The organism is Erwinia sp. JUb26 (assembly GCF_003751505.1).
GTDB lineage: Bacteria > Pseudomonadota > Gammaproteobacteria > Enterobacterales > Enterobacteriaceae > Erwinia.
Genome location: NZ_RJVB01000003.1, coordinates 39,556 through 60,703, shown reverse-complemented (window position 1 = coordinate 60,703; position 21,148 = coordinate 39,556). Strand labels below are relative to the sequence as shown.

12 protein-coding genes (1 of these 12 cut by a window edge) are annotated in these 21,148 nt (G+C 58.4%); 7 read left to right on the top strand and 5 right to left on the bottom strand.

Annotated elements, in window-relative coordinates; translation table 11 throughout:
- The 6 genes from EC836_RS09050 to EC836_RS09025 all read left to right on the top strand — a co-directional run.
- On the top strand, positions 1–3,886 hold the 3' end of the coding sequence (locus EC836_RS09050) for an Ig-like domain-containing protein (RefSeq protein ID WP_158612775.1). Its footprint begins 6,059 nt before the window's first position; only the last 3,886 of its 9,945 coding nucleotides appear in the window; its start codon lies off the left edge, out of view; the stop codon is at positions 3,884–3,886.
- Positions 3,887–4,104: 218 nt separating this feature from the next.
- On the top strand, positions 4,105–5,538 hold the full coding sequence (locus tag EC836_RS09045; protein WP_370347216.1) for a TolC family outer membrane protein: 1,434 nt from the start codon (positions 4,105–4,107) through the stop codon (positions 5,536–5,538).
- Positions 5,535–7,733 (top strand): type I secretion system permease/ATPase, encoded by a 2,199-nt coding sequence (locus EC836_RS09040; protein WP_123332261.1) that lies wholly within the window; start codon positions 5,535–5,537, stop codon positions 7,731–7,733. Before EC836_RS09045 ends, EC836_RS09040 begins: the two co-directional genes overlap by 4 nt.
- On the top strand, positions 7,714–8,973 hold the full coding sequence (locus EC836_RS09035; protein WP_123332259.1) for an HlyD family type I secretion periplasmic adaptor subunit: 1,260 nt from the start codon (positions 7,714–7,716) through the stop codon (positions 8,971–8,973). The genes EC836_RS09040 and EC836_RS09035 overlap by 20 nt, the downstream gene beginning before the upstream one ends.
- Before the next feature lie 20 nt (positions 8,974–8,993).
- Positions 8,994–12,164: a glycosyltransferase gene (locus tag EC836_RS09030; RefSeq protein WP_123332257.1), complete on the top strand. Its 3,171-nt coding sequence runs from the start codon at positions 8,994–8,996 to the stop codon at positions 12,162–12,164.
- Between the two features lie 512 nt (positions 12,165–12,676).
- Positions 12,677–13,882 carry a L,D-transpeptidase family protein gene (locus EC836_RS09025; RefSeq protein ID WP_123332255.1) on the top strand — a complete coding sequence of 402 codons (1,206 nt, stop codon included), beginning with the start codon at positions 12,677–12,679 and terminating at the stop codon, positions 13,880–13,882.
- A 420-nt stretch (positions 13,883–14,302) separates the two neighbouring features.
- On the opposite strand, the gene EC836_RS09020 is transcribed toward EC836_RS09025, so the two are convergent.
- Entirely contained in the window at positions 14,303–15,334 is a 1,032-nt protein-coding gene (locus EC836_RS09020; RefSeq protein ID WP_123332253.1) for a transporter, read from the bottom strand.
- 197 nt (positions 15,335–15,531) lie between these two features.
- Here EC836_RS09020 and ppk2 point away from each other — a divergent pair, with 197 nt between their 5' ends.
- A complete protein-coding gene (gene ppk2 / locus EC836_RS09015; RefSeq protein WP_123332251.1) occupies positions 15,532–16,449 on the top strand; it encodes a polyphosphate kinase 2 in 918 nt (305 codons plus the stop codon).
- Here the strand turns inward: ppk2 and EC836_RS09010 are convergent.
- The 4 genes from EC836_RS09010 to EC836_RS08995 form a co-directional block, all read right to left on the bottom strand.
- Positions 16,443–17,645 (bottom strand): MFS transporter, encoded by a 1,203-nt coding sequence (locus tag EC836_RS09010; RefSeq protein WP_123332249.1) that lies wholly within the window; start codon positions 17,643–17,645, stop codon positions 16,443–16,445. The genes ppk2 and EC836_RS09010 overlap by 7 nt on opposite strands.
- A 299-nt stretch (positions 17,646–17,944) precedes the next feature.
- The gene (gene dusC / locus EC836_RS09005) at positions 17,945–18,883 is read right to left on the bottom strand and encodes a tRNA dihydrouridine(16) synthase DusC (protein WP_123332247.1); all 939 of its coding nucleotides are present in this window, start codon (positions 18,881–18,883) and stop codon (positions 17,945–17,947) included.
- Positions 18,884–18,934: 51 nt separating this feature from the next.
- A complete protein-coding gene (gene rhlE, locus EC836_RS09000; protein ID WP_123332245.1) occupies positions 18,935–20,377 on the bottom strand; it encodes an ATP-dependent RNA helicase RhlE in 1,443 nt (480 codons plus the stop codon).
- A gap of 258 nt (positions 20,378–20,635) precedes the next feature.
- The gene (locus EC836_RS08995; protein WP_105591138.1) at positions 20,636–21,025 is read right to left on the bottom strand and encodes a YbhQ family protein; all 390 of its coding nucleotides are present in this window, start codon (positions 21,023–21,025) and stop codon (positions 20,636–20,638) included.
- Positions 21,026–21,148: the final 123 nt, after the last annotated feature.

Genomic DNA, 21,148 nt, shown 5'->3' with positions numbered 1-21,148 from the left:
CGGCAACAACACCTCCACCCCGGTTACCGTTGACGCGGGCGATACCACGCCTCCGGCACCGGTTGACGACCTGAGCGTGGCGGCTGACGGCCTGACCATCACCGGTACCGGCGAACCAGGCGCAAGCATTACCGTGCGCGATGTCGACGGCAACGTGATCAGCCTGCCTGGCACCATCGTGGCAGCGGATGGCAGCTTCACCGTCACCCTGGGAACCGCACAGACCAACGGTCAGGAACTCTCCGTCACCCAGACCGACGGTGGCAACAACAACTCAACGCCAGTTACCGTTGACGCGGGCGACACCACGCCTCCGGCACCGGTTGACGATCTGCGCGTGGCGGATGACGGCCTGAGCATCACCGGTAGCGGCGAACCGGGTGCCTCCATCACCGTTCGCGATGTGGACGGCAACGTGATCAGCGCTCCGGGCACTGTGGTAGCGGCAGACGGCAGCTTCACCGTCGCGCTGACCGTCGCCCAGATCAACGGCGAAGTCCTCTCCGTGACCCAGACCGACGGCGGCAATAACAGCTCCACGCCGGTTACCGTACAGGCGGGTGACAGCGAGTCACCAGCAGCGGTTGACGATCTGGAAGTCTCTGTTGATGGCCTGACCGTCACCGGAACCGGTGAACCTGGCGCGACCGTCACCGTACGCGATATCAACGGCAACGTGATCAGCCTGCCTGGCGCCATCGTGGCGACAGACGGCAGCTTCACCGTCAATCTGACCACCGCGCAGACTAACGGCCAGACGCTTTCCGTCACTCAGGCGGATACAGATGGCAATACGTCTCCGGCGGTCACCGTTCATGCTGGCGATACTACTCCTCCGGCACCGGTTGACGACCTGAGCGTGGCGGCTGACGGACTGAGCATCACCGGTACCGGTGAACCGGGTGCGGCGATCACCGTGCGTGATGCCAACGGTACCGTCATCAGCATTCCGGGCACTGTGGTAGCGGCAGACGGCAGCTTCACCGTCAATCTGACCACCGCGCAGACCAACGGACAGGAACTCTCCGTCACCCAGATCGACGGTGGGAACAACAGCTCCACACCGGTTACCGTAGACGCGGGCGACACCACGCCACCGGCAGCGGTTGACGATCTGAGCGTAGCGGCTAACGGCCTGACCTTAAGCGGTACCGGGGAACCTGGTGCAAGTATCACCGTACGCGATGCCAACGGCAACGTGATCAGTGTGGCAGGGACTGTCGTGGCGGCAGATGGCAGCTTCACCGTCAATCTGACCACCGCTCAGACCAATGGCCAGGCACTGTCCGTGACCCAGACCGACGGCGGCAACAATAGCTCTACGCCGGTTACTGTTAACGCAGGCGATACCACACCTCCACTGGCACCGACCGGCCTGACCGTTGCAGTTGACGGCCTGACCATCACCGGTTCCGGTGAGCCGGGCGCGCGTATTACCGTGCGTGATGCCAACGGCAACGTGATCAGCGTGGCAGGCACTGTTGTGGCGGCAGACGGCAGCTTCACCGTCAATCTGACCACCGCGCAGACCAACGGCCAGGCGCTTACCGTACAGCAGACTGATGCGGCGAATAACCCGTCACCAACTGCACCGGTTAACGCAGGCGATACCACAGCTCCACTGGCACCGACCGGCCTGACCGTTGCAGTTGACGGCCTGCACATCACCGGCACCGGTGAGCCGGGTGCGCGTATTACCGTGCGTGATGCCAACGGCAACGTGATCAGCGTGGCAGGCACTGTTGTGGCGGCAGACGGCAGCTTCACCGTCAATCTGACCACCGCGCAGACCAACGGCCAGGCGCTTACCGTGCAGCAGACCGATGCGGCGAATAACCCGTCACCGACTGCACCGGTTACTGCAGGCGACACCACGCCTCCGATTGCTCCTACCGGTCTGAACGTCTCCAATGACGGTCTGACTATCACCGGTTCCGGTGAACCAGGTGCGAGAGTTACCGTGCGTGATGCCAATGGCAACGTGATCAGCGTGGCAGGTACTGTCGTGGCGGCAGACGGCAGCTTCACCGTCAATCTGACCACCGCGCAGACCAACGGCCAGGCGCTTACCGTGCAGCAGACCGATGCGGCGAATAACCCATCGCCGACTGCACCGGTTACCGCGCATGACACCACGGCACCTACCGCACCGACCGATCTGGCTATCAACGCAGCAGGTACGGTGATTACCGGTTCAGGTGAAGTCGGTTCCACCGTGACGGTTAAGGATGCCAACGGAAATACCATCAGCCCGGCCAACATCACGGTCGGACAGAACGGTACCTTTACCGTGACGCTGAACACGCCGCAGACCACGGGTACGCAGCTGACAGTAACGCTGAAGGATCCGACGGGTAATGAATCACTCGGAACGCAGGTCAAGTCAGCGATCATCGTGACGGCGAAGCCGGATACCGGTGAGGTGGACTTCCTGACCCACACGGGAAGCGTTCAGTCCACGGCGATTGGTTCGGATACTAAGACCGCCTTGGTGACCGCCGGTCTCGGGGATAATCTGCTTAACATCACGCTACTTGGCAGCAACCCGCAGCTGCAGTTCACCGTGGGTACGGGCGAATCCCGGACCTTTACCGTAACCGGCGGTGTTAGTGGGGCTGAACTTTTAACAACCGTTTCGGCGTATGTGTACCAGATTAACGCCAACGGTTCGTTAACACGGGTTCAGACTGGACAGCTCTACCAGATACTGATTGGTCTGACACCGACCTCAGGTTCGCATACCTTCACCATTAACACGGCAGGGTCCTATGTTGTGGTGTTGAACAAGACAGGTGTCAGTGCGGTTAGCACCAGCACCCTGAGCGTCAATGCAGCAACCGACCTCACCACGACGTTGCTGACCAACAGCACCAGTACCACAGGCCACCTGTTAGCCAATGACACCAGCTCCTCCACTGGTGAAATTCCAACAGGCACGCATGTCTCCACGGTGAACGGTACAACGATCGCGACATCGGGTCTGACCACCATCACCAATGCGTACGGCTCGCTGTCCATCAACGCAGCGGGGGATTACACCTTCACCCTGGCGGCCAACCTGAAAGTGAATTCGTTGCCAACCACAACGTCCTTCACCTATCAGGTGGTTGATTCACATAACGTGACGACGGGCTCAACGCTGACCATCACGCTGCATAACGGCGTGAATACGTTCAGTGCACTGATGGCGGTGGAATCCTTCGATACTGATGCTGAAGCCTCCGGCACCGTTCACGGCAACGTGCACGATGGTGATACCACTTCGCATACCGGCGCTACGCTGAATATCGATGGTATCAGTCTGACTGATGACGGTACGGCGTCGACCTCGGTGGATGGCCTGTACGGCACGCTGACCATCAGCGCTGACGGTACGTACAGCTATGAATTGAACGAAGGTATCACCGCGGCCGATATCACTTCTAAAGAAGTGTTCTCGTACTCGCTGGTCGAAACCGACGGCTCAATCACGCTGAATTCACTGACCATTGACCTGGCACCAACGGTCACTGGCACCAGTGAAGATGACTCTGTTTCCGGCAGTGCCTACAACGACACCTTCACTCTGGGTGACGGGGCAGACACGGTGGTTTACCACCTGCTGGATAATGCGGATGCCACCGGCGGCAACGGTGATGATACCTGGACCGACTTCACCGTCGGCGAAGACCACATCGATGTCAGTGAACTGCTGCAGGGCTGGGACGGTTCGGCCGCCACCATTGGTAACTACGTCTCGGTAGAACATACCGACGACGGCAATACCGTGGTGTCGATTGACCGTGACGGTGCAGGAACGCAGTACGACTCAACTGAACTGATTACTCTCGAAAATGTGACCGTTACCCTGGACGAATTGCTGCAACAGCACAATACTTCCGTGTAACTAATGTTTGAGGGATTTTTCAGTGGCACAGGGAAGTGCCAACAAATGTAACGTTATTGACTAACGGGGGTAGTGTAGCCAAGGGCTGCCGCACCCCCGCTTCCTGTTACGGTTTGCCTGAAGGAGTACGCGGATTGTTAAATGTTACAACAGTAAAACCCCGCAGACGGGTGAAGCATGTAAGAGAGCAGCAACAGCGAACAGGAAAAAGTATTTCTATGATTCATCTCCTAAAACGCAGTACGGCAGGCTTACTCATGCTGACCGGTGTTTTATTTCCGCTGGCTCCGGCACAGGCCGAAGAGCTGGATGAAGACGCTCCCTCGCGCATCAGCGCACAATATCTGGTTAGTCAACAAGAATTACCCAGCCTGAACGGCGAAGTCACCGAACCCATTATCGAAAACACCAACCAGCCGCTGGATATCAACAAGGCGGTTCAACGCGCGGTGCAGTGGCATCCGTCAATTAGTGAACAGGTCGGGAAATTGTTTGAACAGTCCGAACAGGTGAATTACGCCCGTTCCAAGTACTACCCGCAAATTAGCGGTGGCATGAATAACGGTATTACCAACACATATAGTGGACACGGTTACAGCCCGTCGCTGGTCCTTTCGCTTTCCCAGATGCTGTATGACTTCGGTAAAGTCTCCAGCTCTGTGCGTTCTGCGAATGCCGGCGTGGCGCAACAGCAGGCCCAGGTATTGGTGAGCATCGACAAGGTTGCTCATGATACAGCCGCTGCATTAGTACAGGTTCAGGGATATCAGGAGCTGGTTGCTATCGCGCAGGCGCAGCTGGATTCGTTGAACACCATTGGCGGCCTGGCCCGCGAGCGTAACGATCAGGGAGCCAGCTCGCTGTCGGACGTGGTACAGACCAACACCCGTATTGAAGGCGCGCGCGCCACGCTGATGCAGTATCGCGCGAACCTTGACCGCTGGCGCGCAACGCTGGCCACCTACCTCGGCTGGAAGGCGGTGAATAAAGTCACCAACGACTTCCCGCCCAAACTCGGCAAAGCCTGTGAAGTCACCCAGGTTGACGATCGCTTAATCCCTTCCGTGCTGGCCGCGTGGGCGCAGGCCAATCAGGCGCAGGCCCAGCTGGATTATGCCAATGCCCAGCGGATGCCGACCATCTCCCTGGAGCCGGAAGTCACCCACTACCTCAACGATCGCTACGCCAACCACCAGACTCTGGACCGCACGCAGTATTCGGCCTATGTCCGCGTGCAGATGCCGCTGTATCAGGGCGGCGGGCTGGATGCGCAGCGTAACGCCGCCGTGCATACCCTCGAAGCCGCCAACGCCATGGTGCAGTCGGCGCGTCTGGACGCGCGGCAGCAGCTCAGCGCTTCGCAGAACGAGTCGATGAGCCTCAGCACCACCCTGGCCATTCAGGCCCGCCAGCAGGCGCTCGGTGAAAAAACCCGCGAGCTGTATCAACAGCAGTATCTGCAGCTGGGCACCCGCCAGCTTCTCGACGTGCTGAACGCCGAGCAGGAAATTTATCAGTCCCGTTTTACCGAGCAGCAAACCATCGCCCAGCTCCGTACCCTGCAGCTGGACTGTCTGTACAGCACGGGGCATATCCGCAATGCTTTTGCCCTGGATAACCAGAAGATCCAGCAGGTGGAGATCCAACCATGAGTCAGCTGCACCAGGAACCTCTCGAACCCGATAACGGCGAGAACAACAATAAGACAAGCCATCTTCACGACTGGGTAACCGCCATTGGCCATATCGCCAGGCACTATCGGCTGGAATTCTCCCCCGGCGGTCTGCAGGCCGCCGCCAGTTGGCAGCAGGATAAACCGTTAGCGGCCATTATTCAGAACCTCGGCCGCCAGGCCGGGCTGTCAGGCCGGTTGCTGAACACCGAAGACAGCGAGATCAACAGCTGGCGACTGCCGCTGGTGATCCAGCTGAATGACGGCCAGGTGGGGATTATTGAAACCTACGACGGCAAAGACGGTATCGGGGTCAGCTTTATCAGCGATGCCCAGCTGGTCACGCAGCTCTCTTTCTCCGAGCTGCTGCCGGACATCAGCCATATTGCCGCCTTCCGTCCGGTTGCCGCGGTGAAAGATATCCGTGCCGACCGCTATCTGGCGGAATATACGCCAAACTGGCTGCGCAATCTGGTGATGCGCGACATCCGCCCGTACTGGTACGTGATGCTGGCGTCGCTGATCATCAACGTGATGGCGCTGTCCGGGATTATCTTCTCGATGCAGGTGTATGATCGGGTGATCCCGGCGCAGTCCTACCCGACGCTGTACGTGCTGTTCGGCGGCGTGATGATCGCCATTATCTTCTCGTTCATCATGCGGCTCGCCCGCGGGCACGTCACCGATATCCTCGGCAAACGCGCCGACCTGCGCGTCTCTGACCGGGTATTCGGCCACGCGCTGCGCCTGCGTAACAGTGCGGTCCCCCGCTCCACCGGCAGCTTTATTTCCCAGGTGCGCGAGCTGGAACAGGTGCGTGAAATGGTCACCTCGACCACCGTGTCTGCCATCGTCGATATGCCGTTCTTCCTGCTATTTATGGGCGTGCTGATCGTGATTTCGCCGTATCTGTCGTGGATCGCCCCGGTGGCGACGGTGTTGATGCTGGTCCCCGGCCTGCTGTTACAGAAAAAGCTGGCCCGGCTGGCACGCCAGGCCACGATGGAAACCACCCTGCGCAACGCCATCCTGGTGGAGAGTCTGCAGGGTCTGGAAGATATCAAGCTGATGCAGGCGGAGCAGCGCTTCCAGCAGCAGTGGAATAGCTACATTCAGATTACCGCGCAGTCCGGCATGGCGACCCGTCGCCTGACTCAGGGACTGATCAGCTGGGGGATGACCGTTCAGAGCCTGGTATACGCCACCGTGGTGATGATCGGCGCACCGCTGGTGATCAACGGCGATATTACCACCGGTGCGGTGGTGGCCGCGTCGATGCTCTCTTCACGCATGATTGCCCCAATGACCAGCCTGTGCGGCGTGCTGGCACGCTGGCAGCAGGTGAAAGCGGCGAAGGACGGCCTGGATAACATCATGCAGCTGCCGGTCGAAAACGGCGGTGATGAAGCGCGCGTGCACTGCGCCACCCTCTACGGTGATTACTATATTCGCTCGGCGGTGTTCCGCTATGACCTGGAATCTAATCAAATCCCGCTGCGGGTGAACAAGCTGGATATCCGCCGTGGCGAACGTATCGCCGTACTGGGCCGCAACGGCGCCGGTAAGTCCACCTTCCTGCAGGCGCTGTCCGGTGGCGTGGAGTTGGTGGACGGCGAGCTGCGGCTGGATAACCTCAGCCTGCCGCATATCGACGTGGCGGATCTGCGACGCAATATTGGCCTGCTGACCCAGAACGCCCGCATGTTCCACGGCACGCTGCGCGATAACCTGACGATGGGTGCCCCACACGCCCGCGATGAAGATATCTTCGCTGTTCTGGAGGTATGCGGAGCGGCCGACTTTATCAAACGCCTGCCGCTGGGGCTGGAGCACCAGATTATGGAAGGCGGCCTCGGGCTTTCCGGCGGGCAGCGTCAGTCCGTTCTGCTGGCGCGTATGCTGCTGCGCGACCCGAATATCGTGCTGCTGGATGAACCCACCGCCTCGCTGGATGAACACACCGAACGCGACTTCCTGCAGCGGCTGAGCGGCTGGCTGGCCGGTCGTACGCTGATTATTGCCACCCATCGCGCCGCAGTGCTGGAGCTGGCCGATCGCGTGCTGGTATTGAAAGATGGTGCGCTGGTGATGGACGCGCCGAAGGATAAAGCGATGAATCGCGCCGAAGATAAAAAACGCACCCTGGAGGTCAGCGATGAAAACAAATTTGCCTGATCTGCCGATCACCCTGGATGGTAATAAACTCCCGGTGCAGCCGGTCTATAACGGCGCCAGCATTACCCTGGCGGACGACATCGATAATGCGGATAGTGATGAAGTTAAACTGTCCAGCTCCACGCGGATTGTGTGGATCACTGCCCTGCTGCTGGCAGTGATTGCCGTCTGGGCCTGGTTTGGCACGCTGGACGAAGTGTCTAACGGTGCCGGTAAGGTGATCCCCAGCACCCGCGAGCAGGTACTGCAGTCGCTGGACGGCGGCATCCTCGGCGGCCTGAACGTGCGCGAAGGCTCCAAAGTGGAAGCAGGTCAGATCGTGGCGTGGATGGACCCGACCCGCTCGCAGTCCAACGTCGGTGAAAGCGCGGCGCGCTACCGGGCTGCACTGGCCTCGGCCTCACGCCTGACGGCGGAAGTGAACGACCTGCCGCTGACCTTCCCGGCCGAGCTGGATAAGTTTGAGTCACTGAGAGCCACGGAAACCCGTCTGTATAACACCCGCCGAGCCCAGCTGAAAGGGTCAGAAACACAAATCAATGAAGCGCTGGACCTGGTGAAACGCGAGCTGCAGATCACCGAACGTCTGGCCACCACCGGCGCAGCCAGTAACGTGGAAGTGCTGCGCCTGCGCCGTCAGAAAGCGGACCTTGACCTGAAGTTGACCGATCTGCGTTCGCAATACTACGTGCAGGCGCGGGAAGAGATGGCGAAGGCCAATGCGGAAGCCGACTCGCTGGCGGAAGTGATCAAGGGCCGTTCTGATTCAGTGGAACGCCTGACCGTGCGTTCGCCGGTGCGCGGCATCGTCAAAAATATCAAAGTGAATACCATCGGTGGCGTTATCCCCCCTAACGGCGATCTGATGGAGATTGTGCCGGTTGACGATCGTCTGCTGATCGAAGCCCGCCTGTCGCCGCGCGATATCGCGTTTATCCACCCTGGCCAGAATGCCCTGGTCAAGATCAGCGCCTATGACTACGCCATTTATGGCGGGCTGCACGGCGTGGTTGAGACGATTTCGCCGGATACCATCCAGGACGAAGTGAAACCGGAGATTTACTACTACCGCGTATTTATCCGCACGGATGTCGACTATTTGCAGAATAAAAATGGCAAACGCTTCTCCATTTCTCCGGGAATGATCGCTTCGGTGGATATTAAAACCGGCGAGAAAACCGTGATGGATTACCTCTTTAAACCGTTTAACCGAGCAAAAGAAGCGCTCAGAGAGCGTTAATAGTCTCTGGAGGAGATGAGATGTCATTAAGCAAACTATTGCAGGCAGCCCGTGTTTCTGCCGAAAGCGTGACGACCACAGCACTGCCGGAAGGTCATCCCGGCTGGGTACTCTTTTTCAGTCTCTGTCACGGTAATAAACGTGCGCATGTCCATATTGCCAGCGGCAACAGTTTTGAACAGGCCTGGAGTGACGGCGCGGAAGCGCTGCAAAACTGGAATAAAAAGCAAAGCCGTAAGCCGCTCTGGCTGCGGGTTGACGTGGTGGATCAGGTCCGCGCGGTAAGCTGGGAAGATTTACAGCGCGAATTTGGCAAGACCAAACGTAACTACTTTGGCTGCGGGCTGTCGCTCGACAGCCAGTTCACGCTCGCCATGCTGCCGCAGGAGCTGTGCGCTAACGCCGTGCTGTATGAAGGCAATAAAAACCTGGCGACGCCGAACGTGATTAACCTGGCCAGCTACGGCCGCCAGCGTTTCGGCCAGCCGCTGCAGTGGCCACAGCGTGACGATCAGATCCTCTGGTGCTTTACCACCAGCGGCGTGTTTACCGATGGTACAGGAACCTGGCCGCTGGAAAATCGTGGGCTGAACGCGGGCTATCGTCGCATTGACAACTGGCCGGGCGAGACGCTGCCTCAGGTGATAGACAGCGCCACCAGCTTCCTGGCCGAACAGGTGAAATCCTCCGGTGAGTTTTACTACGGCTGGTTCCCCTGCTTTGACCGCCCTATCGACTCCTACAACGCGCTGCGCCACGCCAGCTCCACCTATGCCCTGCTGGAAGGCTGGGAGAAAAGCCAGCAGCCGCAGCAGATGGAAGCGGTTGAGCGCTCGCTTCGCTACCTCACCGGCAAGCTGATCCACACGCGCAAACTGCCGGACGGCAGCGAGGCCGATTTCCTCGTGGATACCGGGAATGAGATCAAGCTGGGCGGCAACGCCGTCTGTATTCTGGCGATGGCGAAATACACCGAGCTGACCGGCAACGAGCGCTATGTCGCGCAGATGGAACGGCTGGCCAACGGTATCGGCTTTATGCAGACCGATAAGAAGTCGTTTGTACACGTGCTGAACTACCCCAGCCTGTCGGTGAAGGCGGAGCAGCGCATCATCTATTACGACGGAGAAGCGGCGTTTGCGCTGATGCGTCTGTACGGGATTACGCGCAATCCGCGCTGGCTGGACATCGTCGAGCGCGCATTTGACTACTTTATCGACAACAAGCACTGGCAGGCGCACGATCACTGGTTGAGCTACTGCGTTAACGAACTGACGCTTTACCGCCCGGAAGAGCGCTATTTTAAATTCGGGCTGGATAACGTTCGCGACTATCTGAATTTTGTGCTGACGCGCATCACCACCTTCCCGACGCTGCTCGAACTGATGATGGCGGCGCAGAAGATGATCGTGCGGATGGCCGCCGACGAACGCCATGCCCATCTGCTGTTTGACTTCGACCTGAACAAATTTTACGAGGCGCTGGAGTTCCGCGCCCGCTACCTGCTGAACGGCTTCTTCTGGCCGGAACTGGCGATGTTCTTCAAAAACCCCGAGCGCATTGTTGGCAGCTTCTTTATACGCCATCACAGCTTCCGAGTGAGGATCGATGATGTTGAACACTATCTTTCAGGTTATGTCGCCTACCATAACTATCTGCGTCAGCCAGCCCATGAACAGGCGGCCGCTGTGAAGGCCTCGGTAGCGGCAAAGGCCCAGGCCGCGCGCGGTGGCCCGCGCAAATCAGGCGAACCGCGCGTGTTGTTCCTGTGTGAGAACCTGCGCAACGTCGGCAACGGCATTGAAGTGGCGACAATGCGCCGCGTCAGGCTGTTTAAAGAGCATCTCGGCGTGCTGCCGACCATTCTGATCTCGTCGTTTAACCCGGCACTGGAAGAAACTGTTAATACCTTTAAGGCGGCCGGTAAGCTCCCGGCAGACACCCAGGTCATGAGCATTTATCAGTGGCTGTCGCCGCTGTGCGATAGTAAGAAGCTTGCCCCGCTGGCGGCGATCCCGCAGGGCGTGTTGCTACGTTCAACCGGAGATAAAGACGCGCCGCTGCGCGTGATGCAGTATGCACTGCCGGGGCGCGAGGGCGAGCTGAGCTTCGAAGATTACGTCGACAGCCGTCAGCGTATCGTTCTGCGCAAGCACTATACCCAGCGCCAGCAGAGCAGCCTGCTGTCCAGCATAGAGGTCGGCCAGCCGAACGGCGAGAAGATAAGCTGGCGCAGCGATGCGGCATTTGTCGCCGCGATGGCGATTATGTGCCTGGATCCGCGAACCGAATGGCATTTCCTGGTGGATAAAAACCGCCCGTGGAGCGAATTTATTCGCCATGCGCCGCATCTGCACTGCAACGGCACGCTGACCTCGCTGTTCCACTCCACTCATCTACTGGCGGATGGCAAGCTGAAGGCGGGCTATGCGCGCGTACTCGACAGCGAAAAAAATATCGACCAGCTGGTGGTGCTGACCGACGGACAGCAACAGGCGCTGCTTGGCAGCGGTTTCCCGGCACAGCGGCTGCGAACCATTCCAAACCACATCGATAATCCGCAGGCGAGCAAAAAGATTACCAAAAAGGCCAGTAAAAATGTGGTGTATATGGCCCGCTACTCCGAGGAAAAACGTCACGGTCTGCTGCTCCGCGTATTCGAGAAAGTGCTGAAGGCGGTGCCGGATGCCCAGCTGCACACCTGGGGTGTCGGCCCGCTGCGTGCCGGTTTGATTAAACAGGTTCAGGATAAGGGGCTGACGCAGAATATCCATATCAACGGGTTCTCTGCCGATGTTGCCGACATCCACCGCCAGGCCTGCTGCGCGGTGCTGTGCTCCGATCAGGAAGGTTTCTCGCTGTTTGGTCTGGAAGCGCTGGCCTACAGCACGCCGCTGGTCAGCTTTAACGTCGATTACGGTCCACGCGACCTGCTGGGCAACTTCAAGGCGGGCGTGCTGGTTGAGGACGGTAACGAGCAGGCGCTGGCGGACACGCTGATCGACCTGCTGGAGCATCCGGGCAAACTGCGCACCATGCGCGGAGCGGCGGCACGCAGCGCAGCTCGCTTCTTCACGCCGGTGGTGGCCGAAAAATGGCAGCAGTGGTGGGATGATATGCGCCAGCTTGCGGCCGACCGCGAGCAGCAGGCCGCACCGGCCAGCCAGGAACGCGTCAAAATCAAGCAATAGTCGTTTCGTGTCGCCGTAGATTGCGCCGGCGCTCGGACTCGTATGGTCTGAAGCTTCACAGCATTCGTTCAGTTGATAACGGGGGCGGTCAGCGTTTGCCGCCCCCGATCGCCCGACCATCCACACTCAGTGCTGTCCGTACTACAAAAAGATCCCATCTCACCCTAAAGATTGCACGTGATTAATTCGGCGAATGGCGGGCTGCCGACATTGGCGTTTTTCACCTCGTTGACTTTATCGTTAAGGGCATTTTGTTAGTTTGGTCGAACGCAGCGCATTCACCCAGGAAAACACTGAGGGAAAATATCGCTGAAATGGGCTGTGGCGCTGGGCAGGATGAAAAATCACCGTGATTTGGTGGCATTGCAGACAATTCTTCGTAAAGATAGTTCAACAAAGATAAATCCTGGTTTCATCCGAGGCCATTATGAACATATAATGTGCAGCCGGTCACAGTTGACCAGTATTGGGTCGTTTATCAACAGTCTACATGGCGCTACACCTGAAATAATATGAAAAAAAGCATCCGTGCATTTGTCACCCTGTTTCTGGCCGCAGCGGCGTTCAGCCACTCAGCCTTAGCCGTGGTTTATCCGCTTCCGGCCGCCAACAGCCGCCTGACCGGACAGAACCTGGAAATTACTATTCCTGAAGACAGCAAGCTTCCGCTTGAAGCCTTTGCTGCCCAGTACCAGATGGGTCTGAGCAACCTGTTGGAAGCCAACCCGGGCGTTGACGTTTATCTGCCGAAACCCGGCAGTAAGCTGATTATTCCTCAGCAGCTGATCCTGCCCGACGCCCCGCGCGAAGGCATTGTGATCAACAGCGCGGAAATGCGTCTGTACTACTACCCGAAAGGCACCAAAACCGTCGTCGTACTGCCTATCGGCATCGGCGAACTGGGTAAAGATACGCCAATCAACTGGACTACTTCCGTTCAGCGTAAGAAAGACGGCCCGACCTGGACCCCAACTAAGAAGATGCACGAGGAGTACGCCGCGCGCGGTGAATCTCTGCCTGCCGTTTTCCCGGCTGGCCCGGATAACCCGATGGGTCTGTACGCGCTGTACATTGGCCGCCTGTATGCGATTCACGGCACCAACGCTAACTTCGGTGTTGGTCTGCGCGTCAGCCACGGCTGCGTGCGTCTTCGCGCTGACGACATTAAATGGCTGTTCGACAACGTGCCGGTCGGCACGCGCGTGCAGTTTATCGACCAGCCAATTAAGGCCACGGTTGAGCCGGACGGTTCTCGCTATGTTGAGATCCACAACCCGCTGTCACAGACCGAAGAACAGTTCCAGTCTCGCGAGCCGGTTCCACTGACGCTGAATGCCGCCGTGACCAAAGTGGTGAGTGATGCCAGCGTGAACACCACCAGCATAGAAGAAGCGTTGAAAGCGCGTTCCGGTATGCCGGTGAAGGTAAACGGTGAAGCGGACAGCACCGCCCCGGTTGCCGTACCGGAGCAGGAAGGCGCACTGCCGAAGGAAGAGCCGATGACGCCGGTCACCGTTCAGGGTGCCAGCGTGGTGGATTCGGTTACCGGTGACGCCACGGCCGCCGCAGCGCAGCAGCCGGCTGAACAGCCAGCCGCAGAGCAACCTGCAACCGAGCAATCTGCTCCGGCAGCGATCGACGCGCCTGCGGAAAGCAGCGCACAGACCATTCAGGGTCTGAGCCAGCCAGGCCCGATCTACAGCACGCCAAAATCGTAATTCCGGTCAGAGGCCGTTCAACGGCCTCCTAATTTAAAAACTGCACCGGAGAAAGCAGCAATTCCGCTGACGAAGGTGCAGTTTTTTTATTCTGCAAACCCCTGCCTGCCAAATCGTTAAAAGCCTCTCCTGCACGGCGGCATATCGTGGCGTGCTTATGTTTGATCGTCGACACTTTAGCTACCTACTTAGATGTAGGGCATATCTTACTAATTGATTTTATTGGTGATAGATCAATGAAACGCACGTAATGGCTGGCATGCGTCGGGCTAATCGCATTAGCTTAGTCCTGCGTTAGCGTGAATGCGTTAATGCCCTCGACAACAATAGGCTTTAGAGAACCCTCGTTGTTCTCACCGCTGGCATTAGTGTCTCGGCCAGCATTTCCACCGGGAAAGGATGCCACCCTTTCCCTTTTTTTTATCGTGGATCCCGCCGCCGCATCACCAGCCAGGCTGCCGCACAGGTAAAGACCATCACCAGCATCACCAGCAGCACAAATCCATGCGGATTACCCGACAGCGGGATGCCCCCCACGTTCATGCCGAAGAAACCGGCGACCAGATTAATCGGTAGCGCCAGTACGGTAATCAACGTCAGGGTAAATAGCGTGCGGTTGCTCTGCTCCAGCTGCTGCGCGGCCACCTCTTCCTGCAGCAGGCGAATACGTTCGGTCAGGCCGTTAAGGTCGTTCAGCACCACCGTGAACTCTTCGGTGAACTGCCGCAGATCCTGCACCACGCTGGGGTTCAGCCAGCCGGGTGGCCGGTTTATCAGGCGGAACAGCGCCGCTGGTTCCGGGGCCAGCAGGCGCTGAAAGCGCAGTAATGTACGCCGCAGCCTGCCCAGCTCCGCGCGATTGCTTTTAATATGCTGCCCCAGCAGCCGTTCTTCGATTTGATCGACGTACTGGTTTGACTGTCGCACGATAAGCCCGAGCACATCTTCCTGCTCCGCCAGCAGCTGGGCCAGCAGTTCGGTTGGCGACCGCAAGTCCATCGCGATCAGCTTCTGCTGTAGCCGTTCGACCAGCCTGACCGGCTTGAAGCGGGCGCTGACCACCAGCCCGGCACGGCACCAGATCCATAATGTGGCGCTCTCTTCCGCGCTTTCCCGCGCATCGAAAATCACGTCGTTCAGCACCGCCATCAGCGCGTCGTTCTGCCGCTCAATGCGAGTACTGTGCGAACCGTGCTGGATCTCGTCGAAGAACTCTTCGTCCACGGCAAAGTGCGTTTGCAGCCAGCGCGCGGCGGCGGCGTGATTGAGGTTAACGTGCAGCCAGAGAAAACGCTCATCCGCGCTGTTCTGATTGTTCCACGCCTCGCACGACTGCTGCACGGTCAGGCTTTGCGGCTCGCGGCCGTTAATAAACTGATAGCCATATATCAGGCCGGAAACATCGTCACTAAAGTCAGGTTTTTGCCGCACCAGCGGCAGGCGTTGGGTCATAGTTTTACCAGGCTGAATCAGGGCCGCAATGCCCTATCCTGACCTATGCAGATGACAGTTTTGTTACCAAAGCGACTGAATGCGTGTTAATTCGCCCACGCCGTCATTTATTTGTCATACAAACTGCGTATTACCGGAGAGTAATTCTGTTTAACAGCATAATGACTACTTTTTAACCTTACCGGGGGTAAGCGAGAATGGCGATGCAAGGCAATGATTTCTCCATTGAGAATATTAACCAGCGCCTGCTGCAGGAGTTCTACGACAGCTACGACGAAGAGCTGGAGATGGAACTTGACGATCTGCGATTTGGCGATGGGCACGAGCCTGAACCGGGTGAAAAAGCCTGGCGTAAGCACTATTTCCGCGAGCTGCTGCGCCTGCAGGGGGAACTGGTCAAGCTGCAGGACTGGGTGACCCGCACCGGCCACCGCGTGGTGATTATTTTTGAAGGCCGCGATGCCGCAGGCAAAGGAGGGGTGATCAAGCGTATTACCCAGCGCCTTAACCCACGCAACTGCCGCGTTGCTGCCCTGCCCGCCCCTAACGATCGTGAACGCACCCAGTGGTATTTTCAGCGCTACATCGCTCATCTTCCGGCCGCGGGAGAAATGGTGCTGTTTGACCGCAGCTGGTACAACCGGGCGGGCGTTGAGCGGGTGATGGGCTTCTGCAACGAACAGGAAGTGGAAGAATTTTTCCGCAGCGTGCCGGAGTTTGAAAAGATGCTGACGCGTAGTGGCATTCAGATCGTTAAATACTGGTTCTCCATTACCGATGAAGAGCAGGAACTGCGCTTCCTCAGCCGCATCCACGACCCGCTAAAGCAGTGGAAGCTCAGCCCGATGGATCTCGAAAGCCGCCGCCGCTGGGAAGAGTACACCGAGGCGAAAGAAGAGATGCTGGAGCGCACCAATATCGACGAAGCCCCCTGGTGGATTGTGCAGGGCGTGGACAAGAAAAAGGCGCGCCTGAACTGCATCAGCCACCTGCTGCGCCAGATCCCGTATGAAGACACGGAGCAGAAAACCATCACCCTGCCGCACCGCGAGCGTCACGACGAGTATCGTCGTAACCCGGTGCCGGAAGACATGATCGTGCCGGAAATTTACTGATTAATCGGGGGGGATCGACGATCCCCCTGCATCAGCATCCTCACGATCAACGCCAGCGCAATCAGCACCACGCCCGCCGCCGCCAGATAGATGGTATCAATTCCCCAGTGCCCAATCAGTAAGCCAGCCAGCGGCCCGGTGACTCCCAGACCGCAGTCGAGGAAGGCGGAGTAAAGCCCCAGCGCCGATCCCTGATTTTGCGGCCGAACCCGCCGAATCGCCTCCACGCCCAGCGCCGGGAAAATCAGTGAGAAACCCGAGCCGGTGAGAAACGCCCCGAGATCCACCATCCACACGCTGCTCGCCTGCCAGATAATCAGCAGGCCAACGCACTCAATAGTGAACGACACCAGTGAAACGCGCATGGCACCGAAGCGGCTGATGCTGTTGTTAAACAGCAGGCGCATCAGAATAAATCCGCAGCTGAACAGCGTCAGCGAGAACGCCGCGCCGCTCCAGCCGTGATGGCTGAAATAGAGGGTGATAAAAGTGGCAATGGTACCGAAACCGACCGTGCCCAGCCCCAGGCACAGGCCGTAGATCCAGATTTTGCCAAATACCTGGCTGAACGGCGTGCGCTCGCCCACCTGCACTTTTACCGCCGGGCGGCGCGTGGCCATCCAGAAGCCGAGGATCGCCATCACCACGATCAGTCCGGCGAAGCCGGGAATGCCAAACAGCGAATTCAGCATCACGCCGAGCGGTGCGCCCATCGCCATGGCCAGATAGGTCGCCACGCCGTTCCAGGAGATCACGCGGGCACTCTGTACCGTGCCCACCACGTTAATCCCCCACAGGATCGATCCGGTGGCCGTCAGGCTCTCACCGAAGCCCAGCACCACCCGCCCCGCGGCCAGCAGCAGCAGGCTGACCAGCGGCGAGGTATTAAACACCACCGCCAGAATGCTGAGCACGCCGCTGGCACCACACAGCACCAGCCCGGCCAGCACCACTTTTTTCGGCCCCAGCAGGTCAGCGTAGCGCCCGGCCTGCGGGCGGCTGATCAGTGTGGCAAAGTACTGCAGGCTGATGATCAGCCCGGCGACAAACGAGCTGTAACCCAGCTGGTTATGTACATAGCCCGGCAGCACCGCCAGCGGCAGACCGATGGAGAGGTAACAGAAAAAGGTAAAAACCACGACGGAGATAATGCGTTTATTAAGCTGGGCATTGGTTAATGCCGGAATTGCAGACATAGCAGAGCCAAAACAGGTTGTAATAGTCGCTATATCATACCCTTAGCTTGCTAACAGATCCCGCTAAGAATCACGATAAGTTATGTCAAAACGAGGATTTTTGTTGCCAGCAGCGAATGTTAAACGCAGTTTCCGTAGAGGCTCCGGCAGAATACGTTAATCCACCCACCAATTTGCCCTGTAATTTCAGGGGCAAAGTGGTGATGATTACTGGCATCAGGCGCTAGCCGGAGTCATTCAGTTGGCATAAGGAAAGTTCTCCCGTTGCACAAGGCGGCGATAGTCCCCATGGCCGTGGACTACAGGGTAATATTGCCGATGGCCCGCGCGATCTCTTTTGAGGTGCCCAACGCGCGAATTTCAGCGAACAACCCGCTGGCTTCCTCGTACTCTTTACGCAGATAGCCCAGCCACTGCTTGATGCGCGCCACGTGGTAGAGGCCGGTATCGCCCTGCTTTTCCAGCAGCACGTATTTTTTCAGCAGCATTACAACATCGTTCCACGGCATACGCGGGTCATTATATTTAATCACCCGGCTGAGGTTCGGTACGTTCAGCGCGCCGCGTCCGATCATCACCGCATCGCATCCGGTTGCCGCCATACAGTCCTGCGCGCTCTGCCAGTCCCAGATTTCGCCGTTGGCGATCACCGGGATCGTTAAGCGTTGGCGGATTTCACCAATCGCCGCCCAGTTAATGCGCTCGGCCTTGTAGCCATCTTCTTTGGTGCGACCGTGTACGGCCAGTTCGGTTGCGCCCGCCTGCTGCACCGCATCGGCAATTTCAAACTGGCGGTCGCCGGAATCCCAGCCGAGGCGAATTTTCACCGTCACCGGCAGATGAGCAGGCACGGCCGCACGCATCGCCTTTGCACCCTGATAAATCAGTTCGGGATCTTTTAGCAGCGTGGCTCCGCCGCCGCTGCCGTTGACCGTTTTTGACGGGCAGCCGCAGTTGAGATCCACACCCCAGGAACCCAGCTCCACCGCTCGCGCGGCGTTTTCCGCCAGCCACTCAGGGTACTGACCCAGAAGCTGAATGCGCACTCGCGTACCGGAAGGCGTCCGGCTGTCGTGATCCAGTTCAGGGCAAAGACGAGAAAAACACTTCACCGGCAGCAGTGCATCCACCACCCGCAAGAATTCGGTAATACAGAGATCGTAATCGTTGACGTCGGTCAGCAGTTCACGCACCAGCGAATCGAGAACGCCTTCCATCGGGGCAAGTAGCACGCGCATGGTAAACCTGTGGGTTGTAAAAGGGGGAACCGGGCGGTTCCCCCGAATGAATTAGCCGTTGTTGCCGGGATTAGCACGACGCGGACGGGTACGGTTAACGCGTGGCGCACCGTTGCCGCCTTCAGGGCGCGCACCGCGTGCTGCACCTGAACCATTGGCTGCACCGCCGCCGTTACCCTGACGACGCTGTTCGCCACCGTTGCTGTTACCGTTGCCGCTGGCGCTGCGGTTGCCACCGCCGCTGCGTCCGCCGCCGCTACGCTGACCCGGCGCACCGCCGCGACCACGACCACCGCCGCCACCTGCACCACCGCGCTGCTGACGACCGTTAACGATCGGCTCAGCCTTGATTTTTGGGTCAGGCTCATAGCCGTCAATCGCCATACGCGGGATTTCACGCTTCAGCACGCGTTCGATGTCGCGCAGCAGTTTGTGCTCGTCCACGCAGACCAGCGACAGCGCTTCACCCACCGCCGCCGCGCGACCGGTACGACCAATACGGTGTACGTAGTCTTCCGGCACGTTTGGCAGCTCGTAGTTCACGACGTGCGGCAGTTCTTCGATGTCGATACCGCGCGCGGCAATATCCGTTGCCACCAGCACGCGAATTTTACCGTCTTTAAAGTCGCTCAGCGCACGGGTACGCGCGCCCTGGCTTTTATTGCCGTGGATCGCAGCGGCCGTGATGCCATCTTTGTTCAACTGCTCGGCCAGGTGGTTAGCACCGTGCTTGGTACGGGTAAAGACCAGCACCTGCTGCCAGTTGCCGCTGCCGATCAGCTGCGACAGCAGTTCACGTTTGCGACTTTTATCAACGAAATGAACGTGCTGGGTAACCTGTTCGGATGCGGTGTTGCGGCGCGCCACTTCCACCTGTTCCGGGTTGTGCAGCAGTTTTTCCGCCAGGGTTTTAATCTCATCAGAGAAGGTGGCGGAGAACAGCAGGTTCTGACGTTTTGCCGGCAGCTTGGCCAGCACGCGACGGATATCGTGAATAAAGCCCATATCCAGCATGCGGTCGGCTTCATCCAGCACCAGAATCTCAACCTTGGACAGGTCAAGCGCGTTCTGATGTTCCAGATCCAGCAGGCGGCCCGGGGTGGCGACCAGTACATCAACGCCACCGCGCAGCTTCATCATCTGCGGGTTAATGCTCACGCCGCCAAATACCACCAGCGAACGGATGTTCAGGTATTTGCTGTATTCCGCAACGTTTTCACCGACCTGCGCGGCCAGCTCGCGGGTTGGGGTTAAAATCAGGGCACGGATCGGGCGACGGCCCTTAGCGTGTGGGTTTTCGCTGCTCAGCAGCTGCAGCAGCGGCAGGGTAAAACCTGCGGTTTTACCGGTACCGGTCTGGGCGCTGGCCATCAGGTCACGGCCGGACAGTACGACCGGGATTGCCTGACGCTGAATCGGCGTAGGCTCGTTATAGCCCTGTTCAGCAACAGCGCGAAGAATATCGGCGTTAAGGCCGAGAGAATCAAATGACATAAAGTTGACTGACTCCGGATCCGCCCTGACCGCAAAGCGGTGTAGTTTCCAGGGGGAGAATATGACGCCAGGATTGTCCTGACGCTTGAATGAGAGCACAAACCACGGTGCGTAAGCGGCAGATTATAGCAGATCCCCACGCTCTACAGGGAGTTATTCTTGGTACTGAAATCCTAAAAAAGATCGGGGGAGCGGAGGGCGTAAAACTGAGGCGTACGGCGGATAAAATAACGGGCCACCGAAGTGGCCCGTCTGGGATTAACGCTGGCGGTGGCGCGAGCGCGCAGGCTCTTTCGCCAGTAGCGAAACGACCGCCGGACCGGCCAGCATCACAACCCCTACGGCGCCGAGCAGCAGGTTATTGTGGATAACCCGCGACAGCACCAGCAGCACTAACATCGCTGCACCGAAATAGTAAGTGGTTGTAACATCTTCAAGGAAATCGCCAATGCGCCGTAAACCCGGCACGCGCTGCGTTAACAGCATGGCGGCAAACACGCTGGCATACATTGCCAGCAGCAGCAGGCTGACCTGCAGCAGTGCATGGTGCTTCCATCCCCACACCAGTGCGGCAATCAGCAGCAGGTGTAGCGCGATGTGTAAACAGTTTTGCCCAGTGACAATCTGAATACGATTAGACCATTTCATTTGTTTCTCCCGGCGGTCCATGACTGGCCGCCCAAGCGTGTTACTGACACAGGCCAGTAACGCAGTTCTCCAGACTAACTCAACTTTCGGACAAATCCGCAAAAAAAAGCGCAATCAAGCACT